Source organism: Nocardioides sp. 503 (genome assembly GCF_004522095.1).
Classification (GTDB): domain Bacteria; phylum Actinomycetota; class Actinomycetes; order Propionibacteriales; family Nocardioidaceae; genus Nocardioides.
The window spans coordinates 127,911-147,219 of sequence record NZ_SPUI01000002.1; the positions used below are offsets into that span (position 1 = coordinate 127,911).

General features: G+C 72.8%; 18 protein-coding genes. 9 read left to right on the forward strand and 9 right to left on the reverse strand.

Annotated elements, in window-relative coordinates:
- Nucleotides 1-37 precede the first annotated feature (37 nt).
- The 3 genes from E4622_RS01580 to E4622_RS01590 all read right to left on the reverse strand — a co-directional run bounded on the left by E4622_RS01580 (nucleotide 38) and on the right by E4622_RS01590 (nucleotide 3,336).
- Nucleotides 38-1,321, reverse strand: coding sequence for an HNH endonuclease signature motif containing protein (locus E4622_RS01580; RefSeq protein ID WP_134738346.1), 1,284 nt, complete (start codon nucleotides 1,319-1,321; stop codon nucleotides 38-40).
- Between the two features lie 501 nt (nucleotides 1,322-1,822).
- Nucleotides 1,823-2,638: a protein phosphatase 2C domain-containing protein gene (locus E4622_RS01585; RefSeq protein ID WP_134738347.1), complete on the reverse strand. Its 816-nt coding sequence runs from the start codon at nucleotides 2,636-2,638 to the stop codon at nucleotides 1,823-1,825.
- Complete coding sequence (locus E4622_RS01590; protein WP_167735941.1) at nucleotides 2,635-3,336, reverse strand: VWA domain-containing protein; 702 nt, start codon at nucleotides 3,334-3,336, stop codon at nucleotides 2,635-2,637. Before E4622_RS01590 ends, E4622_RS01585 begins: the two co-directional genes overlap by 4 nt.
- A gap of 52 nt (nucleotides 3,337-3,388) precedes the next feature.
- On the opposite strand from E4622_RS01590, the gene E4622_RS01595 reads away from it, so the two are divergent.
- A complete protein-coding gene (locus tag E4622_RS01595; protein WP_134738349.1) occupies nucleotides 3,389-4,696 on the forward strand; it encodes a serine/threonine protein kinase in 1,308 nt (435 codons plus the stop codon).
- Between the two features lies 1 nt (nucleotide 4,697).
- Nucleotides 4,698-6,278, forward strand: coding sequence for an FHA domain-containing protein (locus E4622_RS01600; RefSeq protein ID WP_134738350.1), 1,581 nt, complete (start codon nucleotides 4,698-4,700; stop codon nucleotides 6,276-6,278).
- 9 nt (nucleotides 6,279-6,287) lie between these two features.
- On the opposite strand, the gene E4622_RS01605 is transcribed toward E4622_RS01600, so the two are convergent.
- Both E4622_RS01605 and E4622_RS01610 read right to left on the reverse strand, forming a co-directional pair.
- Nucleotides 6,288-7,058 (reverse strand): sulfite exporter TauE/SafE family protein, encoded by a 771-nt coding sequence (locus tag E4622_RS01605; RefSeq protein WP_134738351.1) that lies wholly within the window; start codon nucleotides 7,056-7,058, stop codon nucleotides 6,288-6,290.
- Nucleotides 7,055-7,756 carry a FadR/GntR family transcriptional regulator gene (locus E4622_RS01610; RefSeq protein WP_134738352.1) on the reverse strand — a complete coding sequence of 234 codons (702 nt, stop codon included), beginning with the start codon at nucleotides 7,754-7,756 and terminating at the stop codon, nucleotides 7,055-7,057. The genes E4622_RS01605 and E4622_RS01610 overlap by 4 nt, the downstream gene beginning before the upstream one ends.
- Nucleotides 7,757-7,863: 107 nt before the next feature.
- Between E4622_RS01610 and E4622_RS01615 the strand changes: the two genes are divergently transcribed.
- From E4622_RS01615 to E4622_RS01625, 3 genes are read left to right on the forward strand one after another with little or no spacing between them, the layout of a single operon-like run.
- Entirely contained in the window at nucleotides 7,864-9,183 is a 1,320-nt protein-coding gene (locus E4622_RS01615; protein WP_134738353.1) for an SLC13 family permease, read from the forward strand.
- Nucleotides 9,184-9,202: 19 nt separating this feature from the next.
- Entirely contained in the window at nucleotides 9,203-10,375 is a 1,173-nt protein-coding gene (locus tag E4622_RS01620) for a CoA transferase (RefSeq protein WP_134738354.1), read from the forward strand.
- Nucleotides 10,372-11,802, forward strand: a complete 1,431-nt coding sequence (locus E4622_RS01625) for a carboxyl transferase domain-containing protein (RefSeq protein WP_134738355.1) — start codon at nucleotides 10,372-10,374, stop codon at nucleotides 11,800-11,802. Before E4622_RS01620 ends, E4622_RS01625 begins: the two co-directional genes overlap by 4 nt.
- Before the next feature lie 18 nt (nucleotides 11,803-11,820).
- Here the strand turns inward: E4622_RS01625 and E4622_RS01630 are convergent, their stop codons facing one another.
- Genes E4622_RS01630 through E4622_RS01645 form a run of 4 tightly spaced genes read right to left on the reverse strand, consistent with a single transcriptional unit; the run spans nucleotide 11,821 to nucleotide 15,994 of the window.
- On the reverse strand, nucleotides 11,821-12,750 hold the full coding sequence (locus E4622_RS01630; RefSeq protein ID WP_134738356.1) for a Ku protein: 930 nt from the start codon (nucleotides 12,748-12,750) through the stop codon (nucleotides 11,821-11,823).
- A 42-nt stretch (nucleotides 12,751-12,792) separates the two neighbouring features.
- The gene (locus E4622_RS01635; protein WP_134738357.1) at nucleotides 12,793-13,746 is read right to left on the reverse strand and encodes an SDR family oxidoreductase; all 954 of its coding nucleotides are present in this window, start codon (nucleotides 13,744-13,746) and stop codon (nucleotides 12,793-12,795) included.
- On the reverse strand, nucleotides 13,743-14,681 hold the full coding sequence (locus E4622_RS01640; RefSeq protein WP_134738358.1) for a bile acid:sodium symporter family protein: 939 nt from the start codon (nucleotides 14,679-14,681) through the stop codon (nucleotides 13,743-13,745). Before E4622_RS01640 ends, E4622_RS01635 begins: the two co-directional genes overlap by 4 nt.
- Complete coding sequence (locus E4622_RS01645) at nucleotides 14,678-15,994, reverse strand: NAD(P)-binding domain-containing protein (protein WP_209021743.1); 1,317 nt, start codon at nucleotides 15,992-15,994, stop codon at nucleotides 14,678-14,680. The genes E4622_RS01640 and E4622_RS01645 overlap by 4 nt, the downstream gene beginning before the upstream one ends.
- 18 nt (nucleotides 15,995-16,012) lie before the next feature.
- Here E4622_RS01645 and ligD (E4622_RS01650) point away from each other — a divergent pair, with 18 nt between their 5' ends.
- The 4 genes from ligD (E4622_RS01650) (at nucleotide 16,013) to E4622_RS01665 (ending at nucleotide 19,290) form a co-directional block, all read left to right on the forward strand.
- Nucleotides 16,013-16,945, forward strand: a complete 933-nt coding sequence (gene ligD / locus E4622_RS01650; protein WP_134738360.1) for a non-homologous end-joining DNA ligase — start codon at nucleotides 16,013-16,015, stop codon at nucleotides 16,943-16,945.
- Nucleotides 16,942-17,682 carry a L,D-transpeptidase family protein gene (locus E4622_RS01655; RefSeq protein ID WP_245155835.1) on the forward strand — a complete coding sequence of 247 codons (741 nt, stop codon included), beginning with the start codon at nucleotides 16,942-16,944 and terminating at the stop codon, nucleotides 17,680-17,682. The genes ligD (E4622_RS01650) and E4622_RS01655 overlap by 4 nt, the downstream gene beginning before the upstream one ends.
- Nucleotides 17,679-18,599: a non-homologous end-joining DNA ligase gene (gene ligD / locus E4622_RS01660; protein WP_134738361.1), complete on the forward strand. Its 921-nt coding sequence runs from the start codon at nucleotides 17,679-17,681 to the stop codon at nucleotides 18,597-18,599. Before E4622_RS01655 ends, ligD (E4622_RS01660) begins: the two co-directional genes overlap by 4 nt.
- 127 nt (nucleotides 18,600-18,726) lie before the next feature.
- On the forward strand, nucleotides 18,727-19,290 hold the full coding sequence (locus E4622_RS01665; RefSeq protein WP_134738362.1) for a signal peptidase I: 564 nt from the start codon (nucleotides 18,727-18,729) through the stop codon (nucleotides 19,288-19,290).
- Nucleotides 19,291-19,309 lie beyond the last annotated feature (19 nt).

Sequence of the window (19,309 nt, forward strand, 5' to 3'; positions counted from 1 at the left end):
CATGCCTGTGACCCCGCCGGGGCGGGGTGGGGGGCGGTCAGGTTCGTCGATGGGGTTCGTGGGCTGTGGTCGGGGTGGTGATGGCCTGGGTGCCGGTGTGGTCGCGGCGGTAGGCGTGCCCGTGGGGTGAGTGCCACAGGTAGGTGCCGCGGTCGAGGACGTCGTAGTCCCAGCGGCCGTGGGTCTTGAGCCGGTGGTGGCCTCGGCACAGGGGTGCGGTGTTGCACGAGCACGTGGGCCCGCCCTCGGCGAACGGGATCGCATGATCTACGTCGCAGCGGACCGCTGGTCTGGTGCACCAGGGGAAGGCGCAGGTGAGGTCGACGAGCTCGTCCTGCTCGCGGAGCCGGTCGGGGATCTCGTAGGCCGCGACGTGGATGTGGCCGCTCAGGTCTCGGACGGGTTTGACGATGACGCGGGTGTCGGGGCGTCCGCACCACTCCCGGATGGTCTCGGCGAGCAGGGGGGTGCGGGTGTTGCCGAGGCGTCCGACCCCGTCGAGGTCCTCGTGCACGTGGACGACCACCTCGGTGGTTGAGGAGGGACGAAGTCCCGTCTCGAAACCACCCTCCCCAGCGTCGTTGAAGGGCAGTGAGTCATACCCGCGGGCCAGGTCCCCGGCCGCGATCGACCGACGCACGTCGAGGGACTCCTCGGACCCGGCGGCCTTGAGCTCGGCGGCGCGGTGGGACAGGGCGGTGTCGAGGGCGAGGCCGTCGACGTAGTCCAACGTCCCGGTGACCTCGACGGTGCCGTTGATGGACACGTGGGCCTTGTCGATGTCGAGGCGGCGGGAGTCGGCGGCCTCCCGGCGGGCCTTCTCGGCAGCTTCGGGGTCGAACCTGGCTTTGGCGGCGGCGATCTGGCGCTCGATCTCGGCGAAGGAGACCTTGTGGGCGACGAACCCCACCATCCGATCCACGAACGCAGCACCGGCTGCGGGCAGGGCCATGGTGTGCTCGGCGATCCAGCGGGCTTTGTAGAACGGCAGCTCCATCGCCTCGACCCGGGCCCACACCCGCGGGAGGCGGTAGCGGGCCTCCAAGGCGGCGCCGACGTAGCGCTTCGCGGAGTCGGTGGACATGCCCAGGGCGGCGCCGAGCTCCATGACCGCGAACTCGCTGACCCAGGGGGCGCCGTCGCCGGCGAGCGGGATGCCGTGGTCGCCGAAGGAGGCTTCGGCTTCGTCGTCGGTGGCGTGCAGGACACACCACTGCAGAACACTGCGGAGGGTGTCGAGCTCGCCTTGGGCTTGGGTGGTCCGGCCCGCGCGGACCTGGGCCAGCACGTGACTGGCCTCGGGTCCGGTGGGGTTGCTCATGGGTCTACTCAAGCACCGACCACCGACAGTCGAAGCCCTGAAAGGGGGCTCAGGAGGCCTTATCCACAAGGGCTCTCGAAACTCTCTGAACTTTCTCTCGGGGGTGGTTTCGAGACGGGACTTCGTCCCTCCTCAACCACCGGGCCCGACGCCCGGCAGCGGCGCGCAACCCAGCGCCCACCTCGTCTCCGTAGCTGCCAAACACCGCAACCAACGACGGCGCGCAAGCCGAAGAAGGGTCCCCGAGGAGGCGACCAGAGGTGCGGAGGTCTCGACGTGCGCTCGCTGGCGCTCGCTGCTCGACCACCGTCGGGTGGTTTCGAGGCTCGCTCCGCTCGCACCTCAACCACCGCAGGCCGGGCGGCCGGCAGCGGCGCGCAAGCACCGCCTACCTCCTCCCCGTCGCTGCCAAGACCGCAACCAAGTGCGGCGCGCAAGCCGACGATCACTTCCCCGCAGCAGGCAGCCAAGAGCGCGAGGGGTCTCGACGAGCGCTCCTCGCTAGCGCTCGTCGCTGCTCGACCACCGGGGGAGGTCGGTGCGGACCAGGAGGGCGAGGGTGGTGTCGTCGCCGCCGATGCGGGCGGGCTCCTCGAGCCAGCCGGGCAGTCGCTCGGCGACCCACGCGACGCCGTGCTCGCGGGTGAAGGCGACGAGCTCGGCGCCGGTCTGCTGCCACCAGCCGTCGGGGTCGACCCGGGCGGCGCTGAAGCCGTCGGTGCAGACGTAGGCCAGGGCGACGTCGTCGGCGCCGGTGTCGACGACGGCCACGCGGAGCGCGTCGAGGGGGTCCTCCTGGCACAGCGAGGTGGTGCGGGTGCCGTCGAGGGCGGGGTCCTCGGGCAGCGGCCGTGCGGCGCGCCCGTCGGCGCCCACCACGACGGCGTCGCCGTCCCCGACCTGCAGCACGCCGAGCAGGTCGTCGGTGGCGACCATCGCGACGATCGTCGTGCCGTAGGGGAGGAGCGCTCCTCTGGCGGCGACCGCTGGCTCGACCGGATGGTCGCGCAGGTGCTCCAGCACCTCGGCGGTCCAGCGCTCGACGAGGGCGGCGCCGACGCCGGCCAACACCTCCTCACCTCGTACGGCGGTCAGGTGCGGCGCCGCGTCGGCCAGGAGGTCCGCGGCGATCCGCACCGCGAGCCGCGCGCCGACGTCGGAGCGGAAGTGGACGTGGTGGCCGTGCCCGTCGGCGACCACGGCCACGGCGGAGTGCTCGTCGACGCGCACCTCGTGAGCGTCCTGCAGCGGCAGGTCCTCACGCACGTGGACCGAGCCGATGTGCGTGCCGGACAGGGCGGTCCAGCGGGGGCTCATCCCTGCGTGCTCCAGATCGGGTCGCCCCCGGTGGTCTGCGGCGGGTCGACCGGGACGCCGCTGGCGCCGAGCACGGGCCGGGAGGCGCCGCGGCTGGCCGCCTTGGAGGCCCAGACGATGTACTCGACCAGCTGCTGGGGGTTGTCGGCGCGCAGCAGCGGCACGTCCTCGTCGCCGATGAAGCGCCGCAGGGCGTGCATGTCCGCGTCGCGTCCGACGCCCAGGCCGAGGCGGACGGCGGCGGCGCCCCAGCGCTCGTCGAGCAGCTCCTGGAGCCCGTCGACGAAGCTGGTGCCGGTGCTGTCGGTGGGCCGGCCGTCGGAGACCAGGATGATCGCCGGCGGGTAGGCGCTGGCGCCGGTGTCCATCTCGCGCAGGCTCTTCGCGAGCACCGACAGCGCACTGCCCAGCTCGGTGAAGCCCTTGGGGGTGGCCGGCAGCCGCTCCCAGTGGAACTGCTCGATCGGCGTCGGCTCCTCGACGACCCATGTCGTCTCCGTGGCGAACGCCAGCACGCGCACGAGCAGCTCGGCGTGGGGGTTGGCGCGGGCCTCGTCGCGCAGGTGGGGGACGACCTCGGCCATGGCGTTGTTCAGCGCCTGGATGCGACCGCCCCGCAGCATCGAGCCGGAGACGTCGAGCACGAAGATGAAGTGCAGCGGCTTGCGCTGGAGGGCGCCGCCCAAGCGATCACTCATGTCCACCCCGCTCCGCGGTCTCGGCCGTGGCGACGATATACCCTGACCAGCCATGAGCCTGCCTGACGGGACCGAGGTGGACCTCGGCCCACTCGGTCGCGCCCGGGTCGTGCGGCTGCTCGGCCAGGGCGGTCAGGGCTTCGTGCACGAGGTGCGGCTCCCGCACGGCGAGGCGCTGGCGCTGAAGTGGTACCGGCCGGAGTCCGCGTCGGCCGAGCAGTTCCACGAGATGCAGCGACTGGTGGAGCTCGGGTCGCCCCACCAGCGGTTCCTCTGGCCGATCAGCATGGCGCGCGTGGCCGGCGAGCCGTCGTTCGGCTACGTGATGCGGCTGCGTGAGCGTCGCTACCTCGAGCTGAGCTTCCTGCTCGCCAACACCGACCGCGACGGCACGCCGCTGTCGGTCTCCTTCGACGCCACGATCAGCATCTGCCGCCAGCTGGCGTCGAGCTTCCTGCGGCTGCACGCGCGCGGCCTCTGCTACCGCGACATCTCCTTCGGCAACGTGTTCTTCGAGCCCGCCAACGGCGACGTCCTGATCTGCGACAACGACAACGTCGGCGTCGACGACGGCACCAGCCGCGTCCTCGGGACGCCGTTCTTCATGGCGCCCGAGGTGGTGCGGGACCTGACCTTCCAGACGCTCCCGAGCACCGACACCGACCGCCACTCGCTGGCCGTGCTGCTCTTCTACACGCTGTTCCTCGGCCACCCCTTCGAGGGCGCGCGCACCGACGACGGCCTGCGCGACGCCGCCTGGCTCCTCGAGCACTTCGGCACGGACCCGGTCTTCTGCCTGCACCCCGACCGCGACGACAACCGTCCCTCGCAGGTCGTGCAGGACTACTGGGCGATCTACCCGCGCTTCCTCCAGGACCTGTTCGTCCAGGCGTTCGTCGCCGGGGTCGAGCGTCCCGGCCAGCGGGTGACCGAGGGACAGTGGATGAAGGCCATGGACCGGCTGCGCGACGGCATGGTCCGCTGCCGGTGCGGTACGACCGGCTTCTGGGACCCCGCCGAGCCCCGCCGCACGTGCCGCTCCTGCGGCCGCTCGCTGCAGCCGGCGTACCTGCTCCAGGTCGGGCGCCGCACCGTGGCCGTCAGCGCGCTGGCCACCCTGCGCAGCGACCACCTGGCGCCGGGGGCCGACGAGTCCCGGGTCGTCGGCCGGGTCCGCGCCCACCCCCAGGACGCCGGGCGCTGGGGCCTGCACAACGTGTCGGGCCGCGCCTGGGAGGCGACGTACGCCGCCGGGCAGCGGGTCCGGCTGGAGCCCGACCGCACGATGGAGATCGTCGACGGCGTCCGCGTGAGCGTGGACGGCTCGCTCGTCACGGCCGTCCGCTCCCAGGCGGCCTGAGGTGCAGCGCCTACGGGTGGAGGTCGGCGCGCGCACGATCGACGGCGACGGGTCGCGCGTGCTGCGACTGGGCCGCGCCCTCGACTCCGACGTCCTGCTCACCGGGGACGGCGTCTCGCGCGTCCACGCCGAGCTCCGCCCCGACGCCGAGGGCTGGGTCCTCGTCGACGTGCACAGCGCCCACGGCACCTTCGTCGAGGGCGACCGGGTGACCGAGCTGCGGCTCACCGGACCCGTCACCGTGCGGTGCGGCCCGGTCGACACCGGCAGCGAGGTGACGGTCACGCCCGTCGCCGAGCACGAGCACGCCGAGCCCGAGCACGCCGAGCACGAGGACGACGACGGGGACCTCGACCACACCGTCGTGCTCGCCGCCCAGCGCCCCGGGCCGGAGCGCGAGGAGCAGCGCAGCGGTCCGGACCTGATGGTGGTCGCCGAGGGGCGCGAGCACCGCTTCACCCACCCGTCGACCGTCACGGTCGGCCGCCTGCCCGAGAGCTCCGTGGTCCTCACCGACCGGGTCGCCTCGCGCGTGCACGGTCGCCTCGACGCCGTCCCCGGCGGCTGGACCTACACCAACGCCTCGCGCGAGGGCACGTTCCTCGACGGCCGCCGCCTCGACACCCACCCGGTCCGGGAGCGGGTCGCGCTGCGGCTCGGTCACCCCGTCGCCGGGCCGGAGCTGACGGTCGTGCCGCTGCTCTCGGCGCAGGAGGAGGAGCGCCGTATCGCCCGCGCCCGCTGGTCCCGGCGGCTCAAGGTGGGCGCCGCCGCGCTGGTGGCGGTCGTGGTGGTCGCGGGCGGGGCCGCGGTGGCGGTGCTGGCGACCGAGGAGGACGGGCCGGCCGGCGACGACCCGACGCCCACCGCCGGTTCCGACGTGCTCACCGGCGCCGAGCTCGACCGCGCCAAGGTGGCGACCGTCCTGATCTCGGCGGAGTCCGAGACCGAGGACGGCGGGTCCGTCACCTGGTCGGGCTCCGGCACGATCATCGGCTCCGAGGGCCTCATCCTGACCAACGCCCACGTCGCCGAGCCCGAGGCCGAGGGGCTGGACCGCCAGTACGGGCCCACCCAGGACACCAACCCCGACTACCTGCGCGTCGCCCTCGTGGAGGACGCCGACGACTCGGCCGCGGCGCCGGCCTACCGCGCCCGCGTCGTGGTCAGCGACGGCTTCCTCGACGCCTCGGTCATCAAGATCTACGCCACCATCGACGGCGGCGAGCTCGACCGCCCGCTCGACCTGCCGACGCTGCCGGTGGGGGACTCCGACGAGCTGCGCACCGGCGACGACGTCACGGTGCTGGGCTTCCCGAGCATCTCGGGGTCCTCGGGCGTCTCGGTGACCCGCGGGGTCATCTCGACGTTCCTCGACGACCCCGCGCTCGGCCGGCGCTCGGAGATCGACACCGACGCCCGCATCGCGCCGGGCAACTCCGGCGGCGCGGCCATCGACAACGACGCCGAGATCGTGGGCATCCCGTCGGCGACGTTCTCGCAGGCCGGCTCGAACGTCGTCTCGGGCCGGGTCCGCTCCATCAACGCCGTCAAGCCGCTCATCCGCGAGGCACGCCGCTGAGGCGGTGCCTCAGCCGAGCAGCATCGACGCCGCGGCGGTGACGCCGGCGACGACGACCAGCGCCCGGAAGAGCGACGGCGGCAGCCGCCGACCGACCCGCGCGCCGACGTAGCCGCCCACGACGGAGCCGGACGCGAGCAGGGCGACGGCACGCCAGTCCACGTCGGCCACGGCGATGAAGATCAGCGCCGCGAGCACGTTGCCGCAGAGGATCGCGAGCGTCTTGAGCCCGTTGACGACGCGCAGCTCGAGGTCGAGCCCGAAGCCCAGGACGGCGACCATCATCACGCCCGACCCCGCGCCGAAGTAGCCGCCGTAGACGCCCACCAACGTCGAGAACGCCTTGGTCAGCGGCGACATCAGGGTGCGGTCCGCCGGGACCTCCCCGGCAGGGTGGCGCCGGCGCAGCAGCGTGGAGATGCGGGGCTGGGCTCCGACCAGCAGGCAGGTGAACAGGATCAGCCACGGCACGACGGCCTCGAACACCCCGGCCGGGAGCCCGAGCAGCAGCACGGCGCCCACGACCGAGCCGGCGGTGCAGGTGGCGATGACGGTGGCCGTGACCCGCGGGTGCTCGCGCAGCTCGCGCCGGTAGCCGAACGAGCCGCTCGCCCCGGCCGGCACCATGCCGATGGTGTTGCTGACGTTGGCGACCACCGGTGGCAGGCCGACGGCGACCAGCACCGGGAAGCTGAGCAGCGAGGCGACCCCGACGGTCGAGGTCAGGATGCCCGCGCCGAACCCGGCGGCTACGACCGCCAGCTGCTCGAGACCCGTCACCGGGGGCGCAGCAGGGCGACGTCGCTCACCATCGCGACGTGGTCGTGCATCGCGTCGGCGGCGGCGCCCGGGTCGCCGGCGCGGATCGCGTCGGCGATGGCGCGGTGCCCGGCCAGTGAGTCGCGGGGGCGGCCGGGCTGGCTCAGCGACTCGATGCGGGTCTCCTTGATCAGGTCACCGATCTCGTCCATGAGCCGGGCCAGCAGCAGCGAGTGGGCGGCGGCGGTGACCGCGCCGTGGAAGCGCTCGTCGCCCTCGACCCCGCGGCCGCCGGCCGCGATGTCGGTCTCCATGGCGTCGAGCGCGTCGTCGATGCGGGCGAGGTCCTCGTCGCTGCGGCGGACCGCTGCCAGCGCGGCGATCTTGGTCTCCAGCGCGTCGCGGGTCTCGATGATCTCGGGCAGCCGGTCGGCGTGGGAGCGGATCGCCTCGACGATCCGGGTGGACCCGGGGGCGTCGCGCAGGATCGTCCCGTCCCCGTGGCGCACGGCCACCACGCCGATCACCTCCAGCGCGACCAGTGCCTGGCTCAGCGTCGCCCGGCTCACGCCCAGCCGGGTGGCCAGCTCGCGCTCCGGCGGCAGCCGGTCTCCCGCGCTGAGGTGGTTGTCGGCGATCCACGCGGTGATCTGCTCCGCGACCTGCTCGTAGAGCCGGGTCCGCAGGAGCCGCTGCGGGAAGACGGGGTCGGAGGACATGCGGGGATTCTATTGACAACCGGCCCATTGACCTATTGGCTAGGCCACTGAGCCAGCGTGTGAGCCCGGTCACCCACGACCACGACGCCGGCAGCAGGAGGAGACTCATGGGTCCGGAATGGGTAGCGATCATCGCCCTCGTGGCGCTGTTCGTGATCGGCACGGTGCTGCCGATCAACATGGGAGCACTCGCGTACGTCGCCGCCTGGCTGGTCGGCATGTACTCGCTCGACCTCGACGAGAAGGAGATCCTGGCGGGGGTGAGCGGGGACCTGATCCTCACGCTGATCGGCGTCACCTACCTGTTCGCCATCGCGCGCAACAACGGCACCGTCGACCTCATCGTGAGAACCGCGGTCCGCGCCGTCGGCGGCCGCGTGGCGCTGATCCCGTGGGTGATGTTCGGCGTCACCGCGCTGCTGACCGCCATCGGCGCGGCCAGCCCGGCCGCCTGCGCGATCATCGGACCGATCGCGCTCGGCTTCGCCGGCCGCTACAAGATCAACCCGCTGATGATGGGCATGTTCGTCGTCCACGGCGCCCAGGGCGGCGGGTTCTCCCCGATCAGCATCTACGGCACGATCACCAACTCGGTGATGGAGGACGCCGGCCTGCCCACGAGCGAGGTCACGGTCTTCCTCGCGAGCCTCGTCGTCAACACGATCATGGCCGCGATCCTCTTCTTCCTGCTCGGCGGCCGCGAGCTCATGAAGCGCCGGATCAACCCCCACGAGCCCGACACCCTCGACGAGGACCTGCACCGCGGCGGCGCGCTCGTGCCCGCCCGCGGCATGGGCGCCAGCGCCCCCACCGGCACCCAGGCGCTGGGCGTGCGCCGCGACCAGCTGCTGACGCTGACGGCGTTCGTCGGCGTGGCCGTCATCGCGCTCGCCTTCGACAAGAACATCGGCTTCGTCGCCATCACCGCGGCCGTCATCCTCGCGATGCTCTCGCCCAACGAGCACAAGGACGCGGTCAAGCAGATCGCCTGGCCGACCGTCCTGCTCGTCGCCGGGGTCAGCACCTACGCCGCGATCCTCACCGCCGCCGGCTCCCCGGAGTACGTCGGCAAGTGGGCCGCCGGCTTCAGCGTCGTGGCCCTCGGTGCCCTCGTCCTCTGCTACGTCGGCGGCGTGGTCTCGGCGTTCGCCTCCTCCACCGCGCTGCTGCCGATCATCATCCCCATCGCGGTGCCGCTGATCTCCGAGGGCGGCATCTCCGCGGCCATGTTCGTGGCCGCACTGGCGGTGTCGTCGACGATCGTCGACGTCAGCCCGTTCTCCACCAACGGCGCGCTGATGCTGGCCAACAGGCCGGACACCATCGAGGAGCCGGTGTTCTACAAGCAGATCCTGACCTACAGCGTGATCGTGGTGATCGTCGGACCGCTCCTGGTCTGGGCCGCGCTCGTGCTCCCGAGCTGGTGAACGAGAGGCTGACCGCGCCATGACCGGACCACTGGACGACGTCCTCGTCGTCGACCTGACCCGCGCCCTCGCCGGGCCCCACGCCACGATGATGATGGGCGACCTGGGCGCCCGCGTGATCAAGGTCGAGGCGCCCGGCCGCGGGGACGACACCCGGGGCTGGGGGCCGCCGTTCGTCGGCGACCCCGACCGCCGCGAGTCGACGTACTTCCTGTCGGCCAACCGCAACAAGGAGTCGATCGCGCTCGACCTCAAGGACGACGGCGACCGCGAGCTGCTGCTGCGCCTCGTCGACCGCGCCGACGTGCTGGTGGAGAACTTCCGCACCGGCGTGCTGGAGCGGCTCGGGCTCGGCATCGCCGCGCTTCAGGAGCGCAACCCGCGCCTGGTGGTCCTCTCGATCACCGGCTTCGGCCACGACGGGCCCGAGGGCGGCCGCGCCGGCTACGACCAGATCGCGCAGGGCGAGGCCGGGCTGATGTCGCTGACGGGCTCCGGGCCCGACGACCCGCAGCGCGTCGGGGTGCCGATCGCCGACCTGCTGTCGGGGATGTACGGCGCCTACGGCGTGGTGGCCGCGCTCAACGAGCGGCACCGCACCGGCCGCGGGACCGTCGTGCGCACCTCGCTGCTGGCCTCGGTCATCGGCGTGCACGCCTTCCAGGGCACGCGCTGGACGGTGGCCGGCGAGGTCGGCGTCGCCCAGGGCAACCACCACCCCTCCATCGCGCCCTACGGGCTCTTCCACTGCCGCGACGGCGCCGTGCAGATCGCGCTGGGCAGCGAGGGGCTGTGGCGCCGCTTCTGCGAGGGCTTCGGGCTGGACCCGTCGGCCGAGGGGCTCGCCACCAACGAGGAGCGCGTGGCGGTGCGCGAGCGCGTCATCGAGGTCGTCGAGGCCGCCTTCGCCGACTGGGACGCCGAGCCGCTCCTCGCGCGCCTGGCCGAGGTGGGCGTGCCCGCCGGCAAGGTCCGCACGCTCGACGAGGTCTACGAGTGGGACCAGACCGCCAGCCAGGGGCTGCTCGTCGACGTCGAGCACCCGACGCTCGGCCGGGTCACGCTGCCCGGCCCGCCGCTGCGGTTCTTCGACGCGGCCGGCGACGAGGTCACGCGCCGCGACCACGGCGCGCCGCCGGTGCTCGACGAGCACGCCGGCTCCATCCGGGCCTGGCTGGAGGAGGACGCGTGAGCGCTCGCCGCTGGGGCGCCCAGGAGCTGCTCGACCTGGTCCTCGACGACGGCTCGTTCGTCTCCTGGGACAGCCCGATCGACATCTCCCACCACGCCGAGCACTACCGCCGCGAGCTCGAGGCCGCGGCGGAGAAGTCCGGCGCCGACGAGGCCGTGCTCACCGGGCGCGGCCTCGTGAGCGGCCGGCCGGTGGCGGTGGTGGCCAACGAGTTCCGCTTCCTGGGCGGCTCGATCGGCCAGGCCACCGCGCGCCGGATCGCGTCCGCCGTACGACGCGCGACGGCGGAGGGGATCCCGGTCCTCGCCACGACCAGCTCGGGCGGGACCCGCATGCAGGAGGGCACGCCCGCCTTCGTGCAGATGGTCGACATCTCCCGGGCCCTCATGGCCCACCGGGCCGCCGGGCTGCCCTACCTCGTGCAGCTGCGCCACCCCACCACGGGCGGCGTGTTCGCGTCCTGGGGGTCGCTGGGCCACGTCACCGTCGCGGAGCCGGGCGCGCTCGTCGGCTTCCTCGGCCCGCGCGTCTACGAGGGGTTGCACGGCGAGCCCTTCCCCGCGGGCGTGCAGACCGCCGAGAACCTCGCCGCCCAGGGCATCATCGACGCCGTCGTGTCGCCCGAGCAGCTGCCCGGCCTGGTCGACCTCGCGCTCGCCGTGCTGGTCGACGGCCCCGGCGAGGCCACGCTGCCCCGGCGCGAGGACGCCGCGACCTCACGCCGTACGCCGGTGTGGGAGTCGATCACCCGCACCCGGGCCGACGACCGGGCCGGCGTACGCGACCTGCTGCGCCACGGCGCCACCGGCACCCTGCGCCTGCGCGGCACCGACGAGGGGGAGTTCGACGACACGGTGCTCCTCGCGCTGACGCGCATCGACGGCCAGCCCTGCGTCCTGGTGGGCCAGGACCGGAGCCGCCAGACGCCCGACCGGGCGATGGGCCCGGGCGCCCTGCGCGAGGCTCGCCGGGCGATGAGCCTGGCCGAGGAGCTCGGGCTGCCGCTGGTCACCGTCATCGACACCCCCGGCGCCGAGCTCTCGAAGCGCGCGGAGGAGGGGGCCATCGCCGGCGAGATCGCGCGCTGCATCGGCACCCTCACCTCGATGACCGTGCCGACGCTCTCGGTGCTGCTGGGGCAGGGCACCGGAGGCGGCGCGCTCGCGCTGCTGCCCGCCGGCACCGTCATCGCCGCCGAGCACGCCTGGCTCTCGCCGCTGCCGCCCGAGGGCGCGAGCATCATCGTCCACGGCGACGCCGGCCACGCCCCCGAGATGGCCGAGGCGCAGCTCGTCGGCGCGGCCGAGCTCCTCGCCGGCGGCACCGTCCAGCGCGTCGTCCCCGAGGTCGACGGCGAGAGCGCCCAGGACCTCGCGGTCGCCGTCGCGGCCGAGATCGGGGCCCAGCTGAGGCGGATGACCGCTTAGCGCCACCCGCCGGAACGGCTAGCTGGCCTTCTTGGCCGGGGTCTTCTTCGCGGCGGTCTTCTTGGCCGGGGTCTTCTTGACGGCGGTCTTCTTGGCCGGGGCCTTCTTCGCGGGGGCCTTCTTGGCCGCGGTCTTCTTCGCGGCCGGCTTCTTGTCGGCGGAGGCGTCGTCCTCGCCGCGGGCGGTCTTGGCGGCGTCGACCGAGCGCTGGAGGGCTGCGAGCAGGTCGACGACCTCGCCGGAGGACTTGGTGGAGGTGGCGGTGCGCTTGACCTCGCCGCCCTCGATCTTGGCCTTCACCAGGGCCTCGACGGCCTCGGCGTAGTCGTCCTCGAAGTCGTCGGGCACGAAGTCGCCGGCCAGGGTCTCGACCAGCATGTTGGCCATCTTGACCTCGGAGTCCTTGACCTCGCCGCCGTCGATGTTGAAGTCGGGCTTGCGGATCTCGTCGGGCCACATCATGGTCTGCATGACGATCACGTCGTCGCGCACCCGCAGCACCGCCACCGACGTGCGCTGGCGCAGCGCGACGGTGACCACGGCCATCCGGTCGGCGTCGAGCAGGGCCTGGCGCAGCAGGGCGTAGGGCTTGGCGCCGGCCTTCTCGGGCTCGAGGTAGTAGGACTTCTCGAAGAGCATCGGGTCGATCTGGTCGGTGGGCACGAACTTCTCGACCGCGATCTCGCGCGAGGACGTCAGCGGGAGCTCGGCGAGGTCGTCGTCGCTGAGGATGACCATCTCGCCGTCCTCGGTCTCGTAGCCCTTGGCGATGTCGGCGTAGGCCACCTCCTCGCCGTCGATCGAGCAGACCCGCTGGTACTTGATGCGACCGCCGTCCTTGGCGTGCACCTGCCGGAACGACACGTCGTGCGACTCGGTGGCGGAGTAGAGCTTGACCGGCACGTTGACCAGCCCGAACGACACCGCACCCTTCCAGATCGCACGCATGTTGAACCTCTCTCGTCGCTGACGTCACACCAGTATCCGCGGTTACGACCTGCGCCGCACCCGCCACTCATCGAAGGCCTCCCGGCTGGTCCTCGTCGGCCGGTACCCGAACTCCCGCTTCAGCCTGCTGTTGTCCAGCACCGGGCGGTACTGCAGGAAGCGCGTCTGCTCCGGCCCGTACGGCGTGAGGCCCAGCCGGCTGCCCACCGCGAGGGCGAGGCGCAGCAGCGGCTCCGGGACCACCAGCGTCGGCTTGCCCAGCAGCCCCGCGATCTCGTCGATGGTCAGCGCGCCGTCGCCGGCGACGTTGAAGACGCCGGTGGCCGGGCCGGTCACGGCCCGCTCGATGACCGCGACGACGTCGGTGTCCCACACGAACACGAAGGGGGAGTCCGCGCCGCGGATCCTCAGCAGCCGCGGCCGCTCGAACAGCGCGGTGATCTGGTTGTCGACCGACTCCCCGAGGATCGTGCCGATGCGCAGCACCACCTGCTCGAGGGCCGGGTGCTCGGTGCGGGCGGTCGCCAGCATCTCCTCGACCAGCCGCTTGTGGTGGCTGTAGGCGAACTCCTCGTTGCCGCGCACCGGGTCGTCCTCGGTGAGCCAGCCGCCGTGGGCCGCGCCGTTGTCGGGGTGGTAGCCGTAGGCGGCGCCGCTGGAGGAGACCACCAGCCGGCGGACGCCGTGGGCGAGGCAGGACTCCAGGACGTTGCGCGACCCGTCCACGTCGACGGCCCGCTCGAGGGCGCGCGAGGAGCCCTTGCCCGGGGTCACGATCGAGGCCAGGTGCACGACGACCTCGGGCGCGGCCGCTGCGACCCCGGCCTCGACGGCGCGAGCGTCGGTGACGTCCAGGACGACGTGCTCGACACCGGCGACCGGCTCGGCGGGCAACCGGAGGTCGGCGCTCGTGACCGCGTGCCCGGCGGCGGCGAGGCCGCGCACCACCGACGAGCCGAGGAAGCCGCTGCCCCCGGTGACCAGGACCGACGTCATGGCGTCGCCACCGGCTCGCCGGACGACGGCGACGGGGCGGCGCCGCGCACCCGGCGCCAGGCGACCGCGACGGCGAGCCCCGCGACGATGTCCCAGATGCCCCACCAGGCGGCGACCAGCGCCATGCCGCCGAGGCCGTCGAAGTAGGTGAAGACCAGCAGCAGGCCCAGGCCGGCGTTGCGGATGCCGACCTCGAAGGTCATCGCCCGCACGCTGGCGTCGGGCAGCCGCGTCGCGCGGCCGATGCCGTAGCCGAGCAGCAGCGACAGCGCGTCGTGCAGGAACACCGCGAGCAGCACGATCCCGATGTAGTCCACGAACACGTCCCAGTTGCGGGCCACGCCGATGACGATGATCGCGGCCAGCCCGACGTAGGAGATCGGCCCGATGATGCGGTGGCCGGTGGCGGCGACCCGCGGCCACAGCCGGGCGATCGCGATGCCGGCGACGAAAGGCACGCCGATCACCAGCCCGATCTCCAGGAGCATGTCGACGGCGCTGAGGTCGATCTCCTCCAGCAGCTTGTCGCCGGTGGGGTGCAGGCCGCCCCAGAACGCGACGTTCAGCGGCATCAGGAAGATCGCCAGCAGGTTGCTGACCGCCGTCATCGACACCGACAGCGCCACGTCGCCGCCGGCCCGGTGGGTGAGGATGTTGGAGACGTTGCCGGGCGGGCAGCACGCCACGAGGATCAGCCCCAGCGCCACGGAGCCGCGCAGGTCGAGCACCAGCGTCAGCACGAACGTGATCGCCGGGAGCAGCACGAACTGCGCGATCACGCCGATGGCGATGACCCCAGGACGGCGCAGCGCGGCCGCGAAGTCCTCCGCCTTGGTGTCCAGGGCGATCCCGAAGAGGATCAGCCCGATGACGATCTTGAGCGTCGTCAGCGAGCTCTCCTCGAAGACGATCCGGACGTTGTCGACGTCGGTCATGCGAGCCCCTCGATCTCGGCGCGCACCGCGGCGCGGTAGGCGTCCTTGTTGACGTAGTAGGACATGCGCTCCAGCCCGAGGTAGTGGTAGCCGCCGGACAGGTCGGGACGCGGCCCGGCGACGCGCTCCTCGAGCGCGCGGGCGGCGTCGGGTCGGTCCCGGCGGGCGCGCAGGTAGGACGCCACGAGCTCGGCCTGCTCGTAGCGGCCCTGCCAGCCGATGCCGGAGGCCTCGATCATGCCCAGCACGAAGAGGTCGCGGTCGGCCTGCGTGAAGATGTTGAGGTAGAGGTCGGGAGCGCTTCCGCGCCCGCTCCAGCGCAGCAGCGCGGGGTCCAGGAACGGGTAGTGCAGGTGGTAGCCGGTGGCCAGCACGACCACGTCGTACGGCGAGCGGGTGCCGTCGCGGAAGGCCACGCCGTCGCCGTCCAGCCGCTCCACGTCGGGCCGGACCCGCAGGTCGCCGTGGCCCAGGTGGTGCAGCACCAGGGTGTTCACGATCGGGTGGGACTCATAGATCTTGTAGTCCGGCTCCGGGAACCCGAAGCGCGTCGGGTCGCCGGTGAACATCCGCAGCACCCGGGTGTCGATCGCCTGCTTGATCCGCGGGGGCAGGGGCCGGCCCTGGTTGAGGGTGTCGGCGGGCTTGCCGAAGAGGTACTTCGGCACGAAGTAGTAGCCGCGGCGCACCGACAGGTCGACCGAGGCCGCGTGGTGCACGGCGTCGACGGCGATGTCGCAGCCGGAGTTGCCGGCCCCGATGATCAGCACCCGCTTGCCGGCGAACACCGTCGGGCTCTTGTAGGCGCTGGTGTGCAGCACCTCGCCGTCGAACTCCCCGGCGAACGTCGGCACCGACGGCTCGCTCAGCGTGCCGTTGGCCACCAGCACCCCGGCGTGCCGGTGCTCGATGCGCTCGCCCGCGTGCTCCACCGTCACCGTCCAGCCGCCGTCGGGGTGCGGCGCCGCCGCCACGACCTCCGTCTCGAACCGGAAGCCCGAGGTGAGGTCGAACCGCCTGGCGAAGTCGCGGAAGTAGGCCAGCAGCTCGCGGTGGGAGGGGTAGTCGGCGACGTCGTCGCCCATCGGGTGCTCCGCGAACTCCGTGGTCCGCTTCGACGAGATCAGGTGTGCCGACTCGTAGACGGTGCTGCGCGGGCCGTCGATGTCCCACAGGCCTCCGACGCCCGAGGCCAGCTCGTAGCCGGTCCAGGGGATGCCGGCGCGCTGCAGGTTGCGCGCCGCGGCGAGCCCCGAGGGGCCCGCGCCGATCACCGCGTAGGTGCCTGCGTCGGTCGAGCTGGTCGTGTCCACGGGAGGCATGATGTCGTCATGCGTCCCATGCTCGCCACCAAAGGCACCCACGTGCCGTCGGGCGACGAGTGGTCGCACGAGGTCAAGTGGGACGGCGTGCGCATCCTCGCCGACGCCCGTGACGGTGCCACGCGCATGTGGAGCCGCAACGCCAACGACGTCACCCCGGCCTGGCCCGAGATCAGCGCCGCACCCTTCGGCGACCGCGACGTGCTCGTCGACGGCGAGGTGATTGCCCTCAACGAGCGGGGGATCCCGGACTTCCGGGTCCTCCAGGACCGCATGCACACGCGCAACGCCACGACGGCCCAGCGGCTCAGTCGGCAGATCCCCGCGACGTTCATGGTCTTCGACCTCCTGCGCCTCGACGGCAGGGACCTGACCGACCAGCCGCTCGAGCGCCGCCGCGAGGTCCTCGGTGGTCTGGACCTGGCCGGCTCCACGTGGCAGGTCCCGGCGGCGTACGACGACGGCGCCATGCTCTACGACGCGACCCGGCAGCAGGGGCTCGAGGGGATCGTGAGCAAGCGGCTCTCCTCGCGCTACACCTTCGAGGTCCGCTCGCCGCACTGGCTGAAGTTCGCCCACCGGCAGCGGCTCTCCTACGTCATCGGCGGCTGGCGGCCGCAGGAGGGCACGAGCGACCGGCTGGCCGCGGTGCTCGTGGGGGAGCAGACCCCCGACGGGCTGCTCTACCGCGGTCGCGTCGGCAGCGGCATCGGCGGCAAGGCCGGCGCGATGCTGTCCGAGCTCCTGGCGCCGCTGGCGCGGACCGACAGCCCGTTCGCCGACGAGGTGCCGCGCGTCGACGCTCGCGGCACCCACTGGGTCGAGCCGCGCGTGGTCGTCGACGTCGACACCCACGGCTCCGGCTACGACCGGCTGCGCCAGCCGTCCTACCAGGGCGTGCGCCACGACCTCGACCCCGAGTCCCTGGGAGCCCACCCGTGACCCGTCCAGCTGCTGGGCTGCCGCTCGTCGCCGCCCTGGTGCTCGTCCTCCTGGCGTCCCCGGCGCCGGCCACGGCCCTGCCGGGCACCGCCACGGCAGCGGCGCCGGCGGCCGCCGAGCGCGTCGTGCTCGGCGGGGTCCGGGTGCGCGTCGGGCCGCGGACCCGCCAGGTGGTCACGGTCAACCACACCCACGGTCACCACGCCCGGGTGGCGTTCTGGACCAGGACCGGCGAGCGGTGGGTGCGGCGGATGGTCACCACCGACGGCCGCACCGGCTACGGCGGTCTGGTGCGGGGCGGCCGTCGGCGCCAGGGGACCGGCACCACCCCGCTGGGCACCTACGCGCTGCCCTGGGCCTTCGGCACGCACCGGGCCGAGGACGGCTGGGACCTGCGCTACCGCAGGATCCGGCGCGGCGACTTCTGGGTCCAGGACAACGCCTCGGACTTCTACAACCGCTACCGCCACCAGTCGCGCGGTGGCTTCCGGTGGTGGCTGCCGTCGAGCCACCCGGACGTCTCCGAGCGGCTGACCGACTACGGCCGCCAGTACGAGTACGCCGTGGTGGTGGGCTTCAACCCCGGACAGGTGCGCCACCGCGGCTCGGGGATCTTCCTCCACGTCAACGGCCGCGGCGCGACCGCCGGCTGCGTCAGCGCCCCGCGGGGGTTCCTGCGCCGGCTCCTGCGGCGCCTCGACCCCGACCTGCACCCGGTGATCGCGGTGGGCCGATGACCCCCAAGAAGGAGACCTACGACAAGCAGGAAGTGCTGGTGGACGTCGAGGGCCGCACCCTCAAGATCAGCAGCCTGGACAAGGTGCTGTTCCCCCGCACCGGCACCACCAAGGGCGAGGTGCTGAGCTACTACGCCCAGATCGCGCCGGTCCTGCTGCCGCACCTCCAGGACCGCGCGGTGACCCGGATCCGCTTTCCGCACGGCGTGCAGGACATGAGCTTCTTCGAGAAGAACGCCCCCTCCGGCACCCCCTCGTGGGTCCGAACCGCCACGGTGCCCACCACCGGGAGTCGCTCGGGCAAGGGCGACGGGGTGATCACCTTCCCCATCGTCGACGACCTGGCGACGCTCACCTGGCTGGTCAACCTGTCCGCCCTGGAGCTCCACGTCCACCAGTGGACGGTGGGACGCAACGGCCGCCCCCGCCACGCCGACCGCCTGGTCATCGACCTCGACCCGGGGGAGCCGGCCGGCCTGCACGAGTGCTGCCAGGTGGCGCTGATGGTGCGCGACAAGCTCGCCGACCGCGGCCTGACGGGCAAGCCGGTCACCAGCGGCAGCAAGGGGCTGCACCTCTACGCCGACCTGCCGAAGCGCCTGCCGAGCGACGACTCCACCGCCCTGGCCAAGGAGCTCGCCGAGGAGCTGCAGGGCGAGCACGCCCAGCTGGTCACGGCCACGATGACCAAGGCCCGGCGTTCGGGCAAGGTGTTCCTCGACTGGTCCCAGAACGCCGGCTCCAAGACGACGATCTCGCCGTACTCGCTGCGTGGCAAGGAGCGGCCCTTCGTCGCCGCCCCCGTGTCGTGGGAGGAGGTCGAGGCCGGCGCCGAGGACCCCGAGGGCCTCGGCCAGCTGCGCTTCGACGAGGTCCTGGCCCGCGTGGCCGAGCACGGCGACCTGTTCGCCTCCTGAGCGCCCGCCGACGCTGTTACCCAACGGTGGAGGCGTCGTGGGAGCAGCGTTCCTCCCACGTGGTGGGCACCCCCGTAGCGTCCTGAGGGTCCCGTACTCGGCCGTCGGCGTGGACGAGGGGAACGTCATGGAGATCGCACCGGCACCACCGCGTCGCACGATGTCCGCGCGTGCCCTCACGCTCCTGCTGCTGGCCGTCGTCGGCCCGGTCACCCTCCTGGCGCTGCTCCCGACCACGTTCGGCCTGGAGCGCTACGTCATCTCGACGAGCGCCATGGACGGCGGCATCGACCGCGGGTCGGTGGTGCTGGAGCGCGTCGTCCCCGTCAGCGACCTGGAGGTCGGGGACGTCATCACCTACCGCCCGCCGCGCTCCGCCGACGTGGACGAGCTGGTCACCCGACGGATCGTCCTGATCGAGGGGGGTGTCCTGCAGACCCAGGGCGACGCGCTGGCCGATCCCGACCCCTGGCTGGTGCCCGTCGGCGACGCCTCCCTGCCTCGCGTCGTCGTCGCCGTCCCGTACGCCGGCTGGCCGTTCGTCGGCTCGATCCAGCGCGAGGCCTGGTGGGCACTGCTCGTGCCCGGCGCCCTGCTGGGCGTCCTCGTGCTCCGAGACGTGCTGCGGCGACGACCCCGACGAACCCTGGCGCCGCCCGGTGAGCCGATCCTGGGGTGGGGCCCGCCGTGAGCCCCTATGATGCACGACT

Bases quoted from the DNA above. Each gene is read 5' to 3' on its own strand.
- E4622_RS01640 (WP_134738358.1), bottom strand. From the start codon at position 14,681: ATGACCGACGTCGACAACGTCCGGATCGTCTTCGAGGAGAGCTCGCTG.
- E4622_RS01580 (WP_134738346.1), bottom strand. From the start codon at position 1,321: ATGAGCAACCCCACCGGACCCGAGGCCAGTCACGTGCTGGCCCAGGTC.
- E4622_RS01595 (WP_134738349.1), top strand. From the start codon at position 3,389: ATGAGCCTGCCTGACGGGACCGAGGTGGACCTCGGCCCACTCGGTCGC.
- E4622_RS01590 (WP_167735941.1), bottom strand. From the start codon at position 3,336: ATGAGTGATCGCTTGGGCGGCGCCCTCCAGCGCAAGCCGCTGCACTTC.
- E4622_RS01635 (WP_134738357.1), bottom strand. From the start codon at position 13,746: ATGACGTCGGTCCTGGTCACCGGGGGCAGCGGCTTCCTCGGCTCGTCG.
- E4622_RS01610 (WP_134738352.1), bottom strand. From the start codon at position 7,756: ATGTCCTCCGACCCCGTCTTCCCGCAGCGGCTCCTGCGGACCCGGCTC.
- E4622_RS01615 (WP_134738353.1), top strand. From the start codon at position 7,864: ATGGGTCCGGAATGGGTAGCGATCATCGCCCTCGTGGCGCTGTTCGTG.
- E4622_RS01620 (WP_134738354.1), top strand. From the start codon at position 9,203: ATGACCGGACCACTGGACGACGTCCTCGTCGTCGACCTGACCCGCGCC.
- E4622_RS01665 (WP_134738362.1), top strand. From the start codon at position 18,727: ATGGAGATCGCACCGGCACCACCGCGTCGCACGATGTCCGCGCGTGCC.
- E4622_RS01585 (WP_134738347.1), bottom strand. From the start codon at position 2,638: ATGAGCCCCCGCTGGACCGCCCTGTCCGGCACGCACATCGGCTCGGTC.
- ligD (WP_134738360.1), top strand. From the start codon at position 16,013: ATGCGTCCCATGCTCGCCACCAAAGGCACCCACGTGCCGTCGGGCGAC.
- ligD (WP_134738361.1), top strand. From the start codon at position 17,679: ATGACCCCCAAGAAGGAGACCTACGACAAGCAGGAAGTGCTGGTGGAC.
- E4622_RS01630 (WP_134738356.1), bottom strand. From the start codon at position 12,750: ATGCGTGCGATCTGGAAGGGTGCGGTGTCGTTCGGGCTGGTCAACGTG.